This window comes from bacterium, from assembly GCA_020444065.1.
GTDB lineage: Bacteria > Sumerlaeota > Sumerlaeia > SLMS01 > JAHLLQ01 > JAHLLQ01.
The window spans coordinates 1,020,957-1,034,055 of sequence record JAHLLQ010000001.1 but is presented as its reverse complement, the minus strand read 5'-3'; the positions used below and the strand labels follow the sequence as shown (position 1 = coordinate 1,034,055).

General features: G+C 61.1%; 12 protein-coding genes. 10 read left to right on the top strand and 2 right to left on the bottom strand.

Features of this window, described 5'->3' with window-relative positions; genetic code table 11:
* Positions 1–18: 18 nt before the first annotated feature.
* Both KQI84_03730 and KQI84_03725 read left to right on the top strand, forming a co-directional pair.
* A complete protein-coding gene (locus tag KQI84_03730) occupies positions 19–1,116 on the top strand; it encodes a LacI family transcriptional regulator (protein ID MCB2153969.1) in 1,098 nt (365 codons plus the stop codon).
* 9 nt (positions 1,117–1,125) lie between these two features.
* Positions 1,126–2,757 (top strand): hypothetical protein, encoded by a 1,632-nt coding sequence (locus KQI84_03725; protein MCB2153968.1) that lies wholly within the window; start codon positions 1,126–1,128, stop codon positions 2,755–2,757.
* Positions 2,758–2,860: 103 nt separating this feature from the next.
* On the opposite strand, the gene gmk is transcribed toward KQI84_03725, so the two are convergent.
* On the bottom strand, positions 2,861–3,550 hold the full coding sequence (gmk, locus tag KQI84_03720; GenBank protein ID MCB2153967.1) for a guanylate kinase: 690 nt from the start codon (positions 3,548–3,550) through the stop codon (positions 2,861–2,863).
* Positions 3,551–3,629: 79 nt separating this feature from the next.
* The gene (locus KQI84_03715; protein MCB2153966.1) at positions 3,630–4,409 is read right to left on the bottom strand and encodes an NAD(+)/NADH kinase; all 780 of its coding nucleotides are present in this window, start codon (positions 4,407–4,409) and stop codon (positions 3,630–3,632) included.
* Between the two features lie 187 nt (positions 4,410–4,596).
* Between KQI84_03715 and KQI84_03710 the strand changes: the two genes are divergently transcribed.
* The 8 genes from KQI84_03710 to KQI84_03675 all read left to right on the top strand — a co-directional run bounded on the left by KQI84_03710 (position 4,597) and on the right by KQI84_03675 (position 13,094).
* Complete coding sequence (locus KQI84_03710) at positions 4,597–5,343, top strand: class I SAM-dependent methyltransferase (protein ID MCB2153965.1); 747 nt, start codon at positions 4,597–4,599, stop codon at positions 5,341–5,343.
* A gap of 7 nt (positions 5,344–5,350) precedes the next feature.
* Entirely contained in the window at positions 5,351–6,172 is an 822-nt protein-coding gene (ccsA, locus tag KQI84_03705) for a cytochrome c biogenesis protein CcsA (GenBank protein ID MCB2153964.1), read from the top strand.
* Positions 6,173–6,197: 25 nt separating this feature from the next.
* Positions 6,198–7,475: a glutamyl-tRNA reductase gene (hemA, locus tag KQI84_03700; protein MCB2153963.1), complete on the top strand. Its 1,278-nt coding sequence runs from the start codon at positions 6,198–6,200 to the stop codon at positions 7,473–7,475.
* On the top strand, positions 7,472–9,235 hold the full coding sequence (gene hemC, locus KQI84_03695) for a hydroxymethylbilane synthase (protein ID MCB2153962.1): 1,764 nt from the start codon (positions 7,472–7,474) through the stop codon (positions 9,233–9,235). Before hemA ends, hemC begins: the two co-directional genes overlap by 4 nt.
* 77 nt (positions 9,236–9,312) lie before the next feature.
* The gene (gene hemB / locus KQI84_03690) at positions 9,313–10,290 is read left to right on the top strand and encodes a porphobilinogen synthase (GenBank protein MCB2153961.1); all 978 of its coding nucleotides are present in this window, start codon (positions 9,313–9,315) and stop codon (positions 10,288–10,290) included.
* A gap of 21 nt (positions 10,291–10,311) precedes the next feature.
* Positions 10,312–11,604, top strand: coding sequence for a glutamate-1-semialdehyde 2,1-aminomutase (hemL, locus tag KQI84_03685; GenBank protein MCB2153960.1), 1,293 nt, complete (start codon positions 10,312–10,314; stop codon positions 11,602–11,604).
* Positions 11,605–11,760: 156 nt separating this feature from the next.
* On the top strand, positions 11,761–12,177 hold the full coding sequence (locus tag KQI84_03680) for a GntR family transcriptional regulator (protein MCB2153959.1): 417 nt from the start codon (positions 11,761–11,763) through the stop codon (positions 12,175–12,177).
* On the top strand, positions 12,174–13,094 hold the full coding sequence (locus KQI84_03675) for an ABC transporter ATP-binding protein (protein ID MCB2153958.1): 921 nt from the start codon (positions 12,174–12,176) through the stop codon (positions 13,092–13,094). The genes KQI84_03680 and KQI84_03675 overlap by 4 nt, the downstream gene beginning before the upstream one ends.
* Positions 13,095–13,099: the final 5 nt, after the last annotated feature.

The following is a 13,099-nucleotide window of genomic DNA, read 5'->3' as shown; positions in this document are numbered from 1 at the left end:
CCGTAGCGAAAGGCGGCCATGGCAGGCCAGAAGACAAAGTCCGGGAAGCGGCGCGTCACCATCATGGACGTTGCCAAGGAGGCGGGTGTAAGCATCGCTGCGGTCTCGCGTATCCTTAACAATAGCTACGAAGGTTTCTCGGCTCGCGAGGAGACCAAACAGCGCGTTTACGCGGCGGTCAAGAAGCTGAATTACGTCGCCAGCCGCGCCGCCGTTCGTCTCGCCACAGGCAAGACCCAGGCGATCGCCTTCTGCTATCCCGGCCACGGGATTGGCGACACGGCGATCGATACCTCTCAGATTTCCACTGTCTTCGGCCAGTTCGACCACATGCTGCAGGTCCACGGTGTGGCGCGCGCGGCCAATTCGGCGCGCTACGACCTTGTGCTGATGATGCGCGGCGGGGAACGCACGCTCGAGCAGTTGCTGACGCAGGCACAGGAAACCGTGGACGGGATCATCTACGTTCAGCCTGAGGCTGATAAAAAGATTATGAAGAAGGTCGTCTCCGCGGAAATCCCGGTGGCGATCGTTGGACCGGCTCCGGTGGAGGGCGACAATTTCTGCTCTGTCCGTGTGGACGAGTTCACGGCCGGCCGCATGGCGATGGGTCACTTGATCGTTGCCGGTTCGCGGCGCGTGATCGTTGCCGTGCCCGAGGCGCTGGTCCACGAAACCGCCATCCAGGATCGCCTGGAAGGCGTGAAGATCGCCGTGAAAACTTTCAGCGATCCGGCGCTGGGATTTGATGTCGTGCAGTTACCGTACGATATGGATGTGGCGAAGTCGAAACTGATCAGCCACATCGGCAAGTGGGGTAAGCCGGACGGCGTCTTGACGCTCGGTGGAGTCTTGCCGTTTGCCGTTATGCAGGCCTTGGAGTCCGAGGGGTTGCTTGTACCGGATGACGTGAAGGTCGTCGGCTTTGACGAGAACCCGATGTACCAGTTGCACAGTCCACCCATCACGGGAATCCGCTATCCAATTGAAGAGATGTGCCGCAAGGCCGCGGAGATTCTTCTCGAACGCATCAAGTCGGGGAAGACTCCCGAACCGGTGCTGATGACGCCGAAGATGATCGCGCGCAAGAGTTCGGAAGCCTCCTTCCTCTTCTAAGAGGCCGCCATGACAGAGCCCGCACCACAGGCACCGGATCAGCGCCGCTGGTTCCGCAAGAAGCGCTTTCGAGTCCCCATTTATGGCGTCGCGTTCATCGTGCTGCTCCTGGCCGCGCTCATCTACGGCATCTTCGTGACGGTGATTTCGCGTGCAAAGGCCCGCGACTTTCCGCGTGACGAATGGCTGCAAATTTACCGTGAAGACGTCGAAGCGCTTCGGTTCTCGGATACACAACTGAGCGATGCCGTCGCAGGGTTGCAGGAACTGGCAGCGGACGCCCCGGACGACATCACCCAGCCTCTCTCTCCGGAGAAGAAGGATCTTGCGCGTGCCTACTGGGCGCAGATTTATGAGCTGGCGCGCGATATTCACGCCCGGGCCGACTTGCATCGCGACTTCGTTGTGTGGGTCGAGAAGGAACGACGAGGCGATCACATTCGCGGGTTCCTGCTTTGCGAAGTGGCAGACATGATGGTGCACGACGCGGCGCTGCAGATCGCGGAGTCGCTGGCGGGAAACGATCGCTTCGAGCGTATTCTGAACGAACCGCAGGAGGAGTTTGCACTGCCCGAAGGGACATTCACTGACCTCAAGAACCAGATTCTGAATCCAGAGCGGACTGCCCGCCAGTACGCTGCTCGCAAATACCGACGCGTTCTCGGCAAGTTCGATGAGTACGACGATGTGATCTCCGAACCGGAAGGCGCGTGGCTACAGGTGCGCGTCGTGGCGTTGGAGGACGATGTCGTCGATCGACTGCAGGCGCGCGGCGTCGATCTCGCCATCGACCAGACGAAGGATTATTCCAGCGGGCTTGCCTTCCAGGCCTGGTTTCCTGTGCAGCACAACGTGGCCGACACGATGGGGAACATCCGCCTGAAGCGGGGCGAGACAGCGCTGATCTCCAACGATCAGATCCAGCAATTCCACGATAAACTGCAGTCTGGCGACATCGGCGTGACGCGCCGGAACTGGTATCTCTCGAACGCCGGCATTCCAGGATTCTGGCCGCACGCGATTCTCTACATCGGCCATCCCGCGGATCTGGCGGAGTTCGCCGACGATCCGGATGTGATTGCTTGGTGTGAGGAACACAACGCGGCAGACTTCGCGACGCTCCTTGAAACGCGCCACCCAGGAGCCTGGAAGGCTTACACAACGGCCTCGGACCAAGGCGAAAATGCCGTGCTCGAAGCCATCGCAGAAGGCGTCGTGTTTCGCCCGCTCGAAGACGCTTTCCACGCCGATGCCGTCGGAGTCGTTCGTCCGCGACTGAGCAAACTTGACGTTGCGCGCGCCATCGATCGCGCGTTCTCGCATTACGGCAAACCGTACGACTACAACTTCGATTTCGTCACGGACGAGACGCTGGTCTGCAGCGAACTCGTCTTCAAGAGCTACCAGCCGACGGAAGAATTCTCCGGTGTGAACTTCCCGCTGTCCGAGACGCTGGGCAGACCGCTCCTTCCCCCGAACGACCTGGTCAAGAAATTCGATCTCGAATGGGGCGATCCAAAGCAGCAACTCGACTTCGTCGGTTTCCTCGATCCACGCGAATCCGCCGGCGCCGCCACATGGGGAACCATGGAAGACTTCCGCCACAGTTGGATGCGCCCAAAACGCGAAGCCGTGAGGTGAAGTGAGGTGAAGTGGCTAGTGACGAGTAGCTAGTGGCGAGTTGCGGCCGCTGCTTGCACCAGGAACGCCTGACGCACTGGTTGATCTGTTAGTGGCAGGGTACCTACGCGCGTCCGATGGCCGGGAGGAATTCGACTTCGCCGAGGGCGTCGTTGACGGCGATACGGTGGGTGCGGCATCGCTCGGCTTCGATGATGTTGCGGATCGTTTCGATCGTTCGGCCGAGATCTTCGTTGACCATCACGTAGTCGTAGCGCTGGGCGAAACGGATTTCGTTGCGTGCGTTCTCAAGACGCAGCCGCATCGTTTCTTCGTTGTCGAGACCGCGGGAGCGGAGGCGCTTTTCGAGCGTCGCGATGCTGGGCGGCAGGATGAAGATCGTCACCGTGTCAGGGCGCTCTTCCTTCAGTTCCAGGCTGCCCTGGACGTCGATATCGAGAATCACATCCTTGCGATCGGCCAGTTTGCGGGCGACTTCTTCGCGCAGCGTACCGTAATAGTGCCCGTGGACCTTGGCGTACTCGATAAACGCATCCTCGGCGATCAGGCGCTCGAATTCTTCTTCGGTGTGGAAGTAGTAATCTTCGCCGTCGACCTCGCCCGTTCGGGGGGCGCGGGTTGTGGCGGAGACGGAATAGGAGAGCGTGGAATCGGCCTTGAGAACGGCCCGCAGGACGGTAGATTTGCCGCCGCCGCTCGGGGCAGAAATGACGAACAGAATACCTTCGCGGTTCAGTTGAAACTCGATCACGGAGCGCCACCCGGGCGGGGCAGCCGGGCCCCGCTGCTGGATTGAGGGAATCGTGCCCAGCCCCGAGCCCAGTGTCAAGGCAGGTTCAGCGCGCTTCTGCAGGGCGTTTTGAGGCCGCGATTCAGGGCGTAGACACTTGATTTCGGCGAGGATGCAACCAGCGTAGACGGCGATGACTCTTCTCGTCGTCGCCTTCGAGTCGCAGGAGATTCTCGATCTCCCAGATTGTTGCCGTGGCGCTGCCTTGCAGGATTTCCACCTCGTCGCCTTCCTGCAACTCGATCTGCTGAGGATCGTTGTCCGCACCCAGCAGCGCCGGTCCGCGCGTGATGCACACGACGATTCGCGAGTCAGGGGTCAGGACGAGGTGGTTGATGGGCTCCGTGGAGTTGTTGAACGCCAGCCCGATCCCGACATGGATTACCGAGTTCGTGATCGATCGATAGTAGGCGGAGGACCCGAAGGGCGTGGCCACGATCAGGCCGTCGCCGACGATCTCCCCAAAATGGTATGTCTCGTCGATCTCAACGGTGAAGCGCACAGCGCTGGTGACATTGGCGTTGTGGACGAAAATGTCGTTCAGGGCCAGCAGGCAGTGGCCGTGGGCGCGGGCCTCCAGCTTCGGGAGCCGCGTGATCTGGACCTGGCGCGTGGCAACGCGGCGCAGGACTTCGCAGTTGCGCAAGCGGAGGGCTTCGGGGTCGCCGGTATCCGGCCGCGGTTTCCGGATGGGGACTTTCGGCAGACCGGGAAAATCGCGTTCGGCACCCAGCATGGTTCCGTCGCCGCCGTAGCAGATGCAGGCTTCGGCATCTGCCGGGTTCTCGACGACTTCCAACTTGGCGTCGCGGATGCAGTTTTCGACTTCCTCGGACTGCTGGCCTACGAGCATCACCCGCATAGGATTCGGTCCTTGTTTCCCCCTGGTTTTGTCCAGACCTGGACAGCATCCGGAATCGGACGGCGCTCGTCAAGGCTCGCCGGGGCGGAAAGAGGCCTTCCGGTGGGGGACTTTCTCTTGATCCCGTCCGGGGCCATAGAGACGGTGGAGTCAATGTGCACTCCCCCTCGGGAGAGGTGATATTTCCATGAATGTCGGCGATCCGTTTGTTCGACATACAGCCTACTGCTTCCAGGTTCTGGAAGGCGTCCGAAAGGACGACTTCAACGAGAAGGGCCTGTGGCCGTCGCGTGATCCGGCGGATGTGGACGAGCCAACCCAAGAGGTGCTCGTCGCGCAGCTCCAGCGCTGGAAAGAGCTGGTGAAGAAGTACACGGCTGTCACGAAGATGCTGGACCCGCGGGAGATGTTCATCCTGTCGATCGCGGTGCAGCGCTGGGCCGGTCCGATCCTCGAGGTCGGAACGTACAAGGGCATCACGACCTGCCTGATGTGCGAGGTGCTGAATTCTCTGAAGCGTCGAGTTCAGTTGTTCACTGTTGAACTTCTGAGGGAAGGGTACAAGGGCCCCGCGGGGGACGACGAGTACCCGGGCGAGAACTACTTCAAGGCGTTGCAGCAGTTCCGCAGCCAGAAGGCCCTGAGCCGCGTCGTTCCGATTGTCGGCGACTCGCACAAGCTCTTCCCGGTGTTCTGGGGGGTCCGTCCAGTCCTGATCTTCCTGGATGGCGATCACACCGAAGAAGGCGTGACCCAGGACCTGCAGATGCTGAAGAACTTCAACCACCCCTTCATCTGTCTGCTGCACGATGCGAATCTGTCGTCGGTGATGGAGCCCGTCCTGAAGTTGCGGTCTGAGATTCCGGTGCACTTCGCGAACTTCCACACCGGCGCTTCCGGGGAAAAGGGGCTGGTGGCTCTCAGCCGGCCATGATTCCGCTATGACCGTCGCCCTGACAATCTTCTATCTGCTCGTGGTGCTTGCTTACGGCACCACGACGATTTTTTACCTGAGCTTCTTCTTGCGCGAAGATGAGCGCTTCCTGACGCGTGCGCGAATTCCCCGCGGGGCGGGCAAGATCTTTCACCTCATCTTCCTCATCCTTCTCGGCTTCAAGTACAAGGAACTGCCGCTGGTCGGCGCATCGAGTTTTCTGTCGTTGTTGGCACTGACGTTGGTAATCGTCCACACGGTTCAGGAGCTTCGTCTGAAGGTCGGGGGAACCGGCGTCTTCGTCATGGGGATCGCAACGCTGCTGCAGATCGTCGCTTATCCTGCGATTCACGCACAGCCCGAAATCAAGGAACTGTTCCAAAGCCCAGGCTTTGGCATTCACGTGTTCCTGGCGCTTGCAGGGTACACGGGATTCATTCTGTCGGCATTGTATGCCGTTCTGTATCTCGTCATGTTCCGGCAGTTGAAAGCGAAGCGATTCGGGTTGTTCTTCCGAAATCTTCCGCCACTGGATCTGTTGGCAAAACTGAACATCGACGCGGCACTGGTGGGGTGGATCGCACTGACTCCGGCGATTCTGCTCGGGATTGGAATGTCGATTCGCCTCGATATGGATCTGCTTTGGGATCCGAAAACTCTGCATTCGTTTGTGGCCTGGGTTGTTTACCTGGCGCTACTGATTGGGCATCGGAAGATGCAATGGCCGGGACGGACGTTGGCCCGGATTTCATTAATCTGCTTCGTCCTGTTCCTGCTTTCGATGGGAATTCTCATGGCGCTGCTGCAAACAAAGCACCAGTTCGCGTGACCCACGGAGAGGACCTGCAAGTTTCATGAGCGTCTTCTGCTTTGGAATGAGTCACCGGACCGCCTCGATGGCCCAACTCGGGGCGTTCGCACTCGCCGTCGAGGAGAAGGAAACCCTCCTGCGGCTGCTGCGCACGCACGAGTTGCTGCACGAAGCCGTCGTGCTTTCCACCTGCAATCGCACCGAGTTCTACTTCGTGGCCGAGGAACTGGCGCCGGCGCACGATGCGCTGCTGGAGTTGGTCCGCGAAGCAGGCGGGCGCACCGACGACGAGTTGCTGGCGCAGACATACCTCCACCGTGGACAGACTGCCGTTCGACACATCTTCCGCGTGGCGAGCGGTATCGAATCGATGATCGTCGGCGAACGCGAGATTCTGGGGCAGTTGCGCACTGCGTTCGATGAAGCCAATGAAGGACGAATCGTCGGTCAGCATCTGAATTACCTCTTTACCAAGGCGCTCGCTTTCGGTCGTCGCGTTCGTGAAGAGACAAACATCAGCCGCGGCAACATATCGGTCTCTTCCGTTGGTGTGAACATCGCGGCGAAGGTGTACTCCGATCTGAGCCGCAAGACGGTTCTCGTCGTCGGAGCGGGGGAGACGGCGCGACTGACCGTGCAGCATCTGCGTGCTCGCGGGATTGGCGGTCTGCTTGTTGCGAATCGCACGCACGAGCGCGCCGTCGAAGTCGCAGAGTCCTTCAACGGCGATGTTGTGCCGTTCGCAGAACTGGCGTCGGCCATCGCCCGGGCGGACATCATCGTCTGCGCAACCGGCTCGAAAGAGTACCTGCTGACCATCGACTTGGTTTCGCCGGCGATCAAGAAAGACCCCGGCAGGACGCGCGTGTTCCTCGATCTCTCCATGCCGCGAAACATCGATCCGCAGATCGGCGAACTGGACCAGGTATTCTGCTACGGGATGGAAGATCTGGAGGATATCGCCCGCAGCAATCGGTCTCGGCGAGAGTCGGAGATCGAGCGCGTCGAAGAATTACTGGAGGACGAGGCGGAGCGGTTCCGGCTGTGGCAGCGTAAGCAGGATGCGGCGCGACTGGCCGGTGCGTTGCGCAAGCGCGTCGAAGAAATCCGCCAGGAACACCTGGACCGGCACGGCCGCCATTTGGAGGATGAGGAAATGGAGCGGCTCAACAAGTTCACGGACAGCTTGTTGAGATCGGTGCTGCACGACCTGACGAAGAATATCCGCTCCATCGACATGGAAAGTGAGGTAGGGATGAAGGAGTTCGAACTCATCCAACGCCTCTTCAACCTCCAGTCCGAAGAACAGGAAGACGAATGAGCAAGAAGACTCTCAAACTTGGCACACGCGGCAGTCGCCTGGCGCTGACCCAGGCGAACCTCGTGGCCGAGCAGATTCGGAACGGACGCCCGGACATTCAGGTCGAGACGATCATCATCGAAACGACCGGCGATAAGATTCTCGACTCCTCATTGGCGCGAATTGGTGGCAAAGGTCTGTTTACGAAAGAGATCGAACGTGCTTTGCTGGATGGCCGCGTCGATGTGGCTGTGCACAGTTTGAAGGATTTGCCGACGCTGCAGCCGGAAGGGCTGGCGCTTGGTGCGATTTCTCGCCGTGAACCGCCCGGCGACTTGCTGATCGCCGCGAAGCCCGTCGATTGGAAGAAACTCGGTCCGGAAGAGACGATCGGCACCTCGAGTCTGCGGCGGCGTGCACAGGTCCTGGCGCTGAATCCAAGTGTGCAGATTGCCGAGTTGCGCGGCAACGTGCCGACGCGCATCCGCAAGATGCTGGATGGTCAGTACACGGCGATTCTTCTCGCCGCGGCTGGCGTCAAGCGCCTCGGCGAGCAGGCGCCCTTCATGTCCGAGGTGCCGTTCGACGAGATGTTGCCCGCTCCGGGTCAAGGCGCGATCGGCTTGCAGGTTCGCGAAGGCGACGACGAGACGTGCGAGATTCTCTCCTCGATTCACCATGAAGAAACTGCGGCTTGCGTGACGGCCGAACGTGCGCTCCTGCAGGCGCTCGGCGGCGGTTGCCAGATTCCGCTTGGTTCGCTGGCTGAAATCAACGGCGACGGCACGATGTCGTTGCGGGGAAGAGTCATTTCACAGGACGGCACGCGCTCTTGTGAAGGCGAGGTCTCCGGTACTCCCGCTGATGCCGAACAACTCGGGGAAGAACTGGCCGAGAAGCTGAAGGCGGACGGCGCTGTGGAGATTCTTGCCGAGGTCGAACAACTCGACGCAGAAGCCGGCTACGAGAATGCAGTGCGTCGTGCAGAGGCCATGCGGGCGCTGCCACTCGGCGACAAGACCATCATCGTGACACGCGACGAAGATACGGACGGTCCGCTGAGCACCGCGCTGCGTGACTTGGGTGCGCATCCCCTTTGCCTGCCCCTCGTGCAGCACTTGCCGCCGGAAGATCCGGCCCCCTTGCATGAAGGCCTGCTCGCCCTAGATGAATTCGATTGGCTTGTCCTGACCAGCCCGCGTGGCGTTGCGACAGTCGAAGCCGAACTGGAAAAAGAGGGACGGAGTCTCTCGGCGGTGAAGACTCGCATCGCTTGCGTTGGAAAAGGAACCGCGCGCGCCGTCGCCGATGCCGGCGCAGAAGTCGCCTTGATTGCACAGGACGCGCGAGCCGAAGGACTGCTGGAGGCGTTCTTATCCGAGCAGGACCTCAAAGGCGCGAAGGTCCTCTATCCGCGCGCTGACCGCGCCCGCTCGACCCTGGTTGAAGGGCTGCGCGAACTCGGCGCCGAAGTCAGCGATCCGATCGCCTATCGCACTGTACCAGCGAAGCAGACCGGTCCGGTCGTCGAGGCGCTCGACACGCGAAGGGCTCAGGGCATTCTATTCTGCAGCGCCTCGGCCGTCGAAAGCCTGTCGGAACTGTTGGACCGCGAGGAGTTCGCACGCCTGCTGGGCGGGGTTGCGGTCGGTTCGATGGGCCCCGTCACCTCACAGGCCATTGAACGGGCCGGTGCCGGCGTCGACGTCGAGCCCGAAGAGCGGACCTTCTCAGGTCTGGCGCACGCCTTAGCCGAACATTTCGCCCGCGGCTCCGGTTGACTCTTGGCCGGTAGCCGAAGCACCATTCTTGATTGTCGTCCAGAGACGACCACCGACCCCTCGGGAGGGTTACGTACATGCATTATCCTGCTATCAGACTGCGCCGAATGCGTCGAAACGAGCAGATCCGCGCCATGGTGCGCGAGACGCGCCTGACCGTTGATCAGTTGATTTATCCCCTGTTCGTATGTACTGGAGAGAACGTCCGGCATCCGATCAGTTCGATGCCCGGCTGCTTTCAGATGTCCGTCGATAAGATCGTGGAAGAATGTCGCGAGATCAACGACCTCGGTATTCCGGCCGTGATTCTCTTCGGCATTCCGGACAAGAAGGACGAGTTCGGTACGGGAGCCTACGATCCGGAGGGACCCGTTCCGGTCGCAACGCGCGCCATCAAGAAGGCCTTCCCGAATCTGCAGGTCTGGGCCGATGTCTGCATGTGCGAGTACACCAGCCACGGTCACTGCGGCATCGTCAGCGATCGCATGGTCGAGAACGATCCCACGTTGGATCTGCTCGCAAAGGCCGCACTGACTTACGTGCAGGCGGGGGCTGATGTCGTTGCTCCAAGCGACATGATGGACGGCCGCGTCGCCCGCATCCGCGAGACGTTGGAGGAGGCGGGTTACTGCTTCGTCCCGATCGTCTCCTACGCCGCGAAGTACTCCTCCGCATTCTATGGCCCATTCCGCGAAGCCGCCGAGAGCGCCCCGCAGTTCGGCGATCGGCGTTCGTACCAGATGGATCCGGCAAATACCGACGAGGCCATGCGCGAAGTTGCCTTCGATATCGACGAGGGCGCCGACATCGTGATGGTGAAACCCGCGTTGCCGTACCTGGATATCATTCGCCGCGTAAAGGACGAGTTCAACATCCCCATCGCTGCGTACAACGTTTCTGGTGAGTACTCGATGCTGCACGCCGCCGCGGAGAAGGGTTGGCTGGACTACGAGAAGGTGATGATGGAGAGCCTGCTCAGCATCCGCCGCGCCGGCGCGACGATGATTTTGACCTATTTCGCTAAGGACGCCGCGCGCGTCCTGGCTCGCCAATAAGATTCGACCGAAAGGCCTGACATGACTGCCAAGACTTCGAAAGACCTGTTTGCGCGTGCCCAACAAATCCTGCCCGGCGGCGTGAATTCGCCCGTTCGCGCGTTCAAGGCCGTTGGCGGCAATCCGCCGTTCATCGCTCGCGCAAAGGGCGCCCGCCTTTGGGACCAGGAAGGCAAAGAGTACCTCGACTACATCGGATCGTGGGGCCCGATGATTCTGGGTCACGAGCACCCGCGCGTCGTTGAAGCTGTTCGCAAGCAGGCCGAGATCGGAATGAGCTACGGCGCGCCGTCGGCCCTAGAAGTCGAGATGGCCGAATTGATCGTCGACATCGTTCCATCGATCGAGATGGTCCGCATGGTCAACTCCGGCACGGAGGCGACCATGAGCGCAATTCGCCTCGCCCGCGCCGCGACCGGCCGCGACTTGATCGTGAAGTTCGAAGGCTGCTATCACGGCCATGGCGATTCGTTCCTGTCCAAGGCCGGCAGTGGCGCCGCCACCTTCGGCGTTCCGACCAGCCCTGGCGTGCCGAAGGGCGCCGCCGAGTGCACGCTCAACGCACGTTACAATGACATCGCCAGCGTAGCCGATTTGTTCGCTGCTTATCCTGAACGCATTTCCTGCGTGATCGTCGAACCCGTCGTCGGTAACATGGGTTGCGTGGCACCGGCCGACGAGTTTCTGCAGAAGCTGCGCGCGGAATGCTCGAAGAACGGCGCGCTATTGATCTTCGACGAAGTCATGACCGGCTTCCGCGTGGCGCCGGGCGGCGCACAGGAACGCTTCGGTGTGACACCGGATCTGACCACCATGGGCAAGGTCATCGGCGGCGGCCTCCCCGTCGGCGCATACGGCGGACGGCGCGACCTGATGGAGCGCATTGCTCCCGCCGGGCCGGTATACCAGGCAGGCACGCTTTCCGGCAACCCGCTGGCCATGGCCGCGGGCATCGCAACATTGCGCGAGTTGCAGGAACATCCCGAGATCTACGGCGAGCTTGAACGGCGCGGTGCGGCGCTCGAATCAATGATCACCGACTGCATCAAGTCCAAGGGCTATCCCTGCTCCTATGGGCGAGTCGGGTCGATGGCGACGTTGTTCTTCTACGATGGCGCCGTGCGCAGTTGGGAAGAGTCGGGCCAGTGCAACACCGAGCAGTTCGGCCAGTACTTCGGCGAAATGCTCGCCGCAGGCATCCACATGCCGCCGGCACAGTTCGAGGCCTTCTTCCTCTCCGCCGCCCACACCGACGACGACATCACCCGCACCGCCGAAGCCATGACCGCGGCGATGGGGAAGGTGCTGGGCTGACCGCCACGGCACAAACTGCCAGAAGCGCAAAACGCCGGACAGGTTCTTGCCTGCCGGCGTTTTTCTTTGGCTTCCCCCAATTCATGGCTTGACAGTTGGGCACAACTGTCCTAGTTGGACTAGGACAGAAGGACAGAGCTGAGAACGGACACGACCATGTTCTTCGAAGTCGATCTTCAGAACTCCAAGCCGGTTTACCAGCAGCTCATCGACCAAGTGAAGCTGGCCTGTGCGAGTGGGCGGTTGAAGCCGGACGACCGGTTGCCATCCATCCGCGAGGTCGCCGTGGCGCTGCGCGTGAACCGCAACACGATCGCGCGCGTTTACAGCGAACTGGAACGCGAGGGGCTCGTCTATACGCGCGCGGGACAGGGGTGTTTCGTCAGCGGCCGCGAGTCGGATCTGCGTGCGGACGTGCGCGAGGAGGAGATCGCTCGCCGCGCGGAGGAACTGGTCGCGCAGGCGAAGCTCTACGGATTCTCCGAGCAGGACATTCGTCGCGTTCTGGATGGTCAAATTCGCGACATCTACAAGGGCCGGGCGAAGCGCCCGCGCAAGGAGGCCAAGTCATGATTCCCGCCGCCGTTGGCAGTTTAGACGAACTGGCCGTAAGGACCTGGGACCTGGGGAGATCGTTCGGGAAGCTGTGGGCCGTGGAGGGCCTTGAAATGACGGTTCCTCGTGGCGCGGCGTACGGACTGCTCGGGCTGAACGGGGCGGGCAAATCGACGACGTTGCGCATGTTGCTTGGTACCTTGCGGGCGCACCGCGGTTGGGCGGCGGTTCTCGGGCGAAATCCGCAGCACGATGCATTGGCGATCAAGTCCCTGGTCGGGTACGTGCCGGAACGCCCGCAGTTCTACGACTGGATGACGGCGGCCGAGTTGATCGCGTTCGTGCGGCGCTATCGCAAGGATCGCTGGAACGACGAGCGCGCGACGGAGCTGGCACGCTCGTTCAAAATTCCGCTCGATCAGCGAATCAAGACCATGAGCAAGGGCCAGCAGGCGAAGGTCAGCCTGCTGCTGGCGTTGGCATTCGATCCGGAGATGTTGTTGCTGGACGAACCGCTCGGCGGGCTCGACCCAGTCATGCGGCGCGAGTTCCTGGAGAGCCTTCTCGCCGAGTACATGGAGAGCGGCCGCACGGTGGTGATCAGTTCGCACCTGGTGAACGAGATCGCGGGGCTCGTCGATCGTGTCGGGATGTTGGTGGATGGGCATCTGATCCTGGAGGAATCCACCGAGGATCTGCGCGCGCGTGTGAAGCGCATTCGCCTGCAGTTCGAGGGCGATGCACCCGCCGAGTTCCCAAACGTCGAAGGCGTCGTGCAAAGACGCGTCGCCGGGCGCGAGGCGCGGTTGACGATCGAGCACTTCGATTCGGAGAAGACGATTGCGCAAGTGCGCACCTGCAATCCTCAAGATGTCGTTGTGGAAGACCTGAGTTTGGAAGATGCGTTCGTCGAGCTGACCAGCGCTGCGGGATAAGGAGG

What these genes read in the sequence shown, in the direction of transcription:
- KQI84_03730 (MCB2153969.1), top strand. Translation starts at nt 19, where the DNA reads ATGGCAGGCCAGAAGACAAAGTCCGGGAAGCGGCGCGTCACCATCATG.
- KQI84_03725 (MCB2153968.1), top strand. Translation starts at nt 1,126, where the DNA reads ATGACAGAGCCCGCACCACAGGCACCGGATCAGCGCCGCTGGTTCCGC.
- KQI84_03715 (MCB2153966.1), bottom strand. Translation starts at nt 4,409, where the DNA reads ATGCGGGTGATGCTCGTAGGCCAGCAGTCCGAGGAAGTCGAAAACTGC.
- KQI84_03710 (MCB2153965.1), top strand. Translation starts at nt 4,597, where the DNA reads ATGAATGTCGGCGATCCGTTTGTTCGACATACAGCCTACTGCTTCCAG.
- ccsA (MCB2153964.1), top strand. Translation starts at nt 5,351, where the DNA reads ATGACCGTCGCCCTGACAATCTTCTATCTGCTCGTGGTGCTTGCTTAC.
- hemA (MCB2153963.1), top strand. Translation starts at nt 6,198, where the DNA reads ATGAGCGTCTTCTGCTTTGGAATGAGTCACCGGACCGCCTCGATGGCC.
- hemC (MCB2153962.1), top strand. Translation starts at nt 7,472, where the DNA reads ATGAGCAAGAAGACTCTCAAACTTGGCACACGCGGCAGTCGCCTGGCG.
- hemB (MCB2153961.1), top strand. Translation starts at nt 9,313, where the DNA reads ATGCATTATCCTGCTATCAGACTGCGCCGAATGCGTCGAAACGAGCAG.
- hemL (MCB2153960.1), top strand. Translation starts at nt 10,312, where the DNA reads ATGACTGCCAAGACTTCGAAAGACCTGTTTGCGCGTGCCCAACAAATC.
- KQI84_03680 (MCB2153959.1), top strand. Translation starts at nt 11,761, where the DNA reads ATGTTCTTCGAAGTCGATCTTCAGAACTCCAAGCCGGTTTACCAGCAG.
- KQI84_03675 (MCB2153958.1), top strand. Translation starts at nt 12,174, where the DNA reads ATGATTCCCGCCGCCGTTGGCAGTTTAGACGAACTGGCCGTAAGGACC.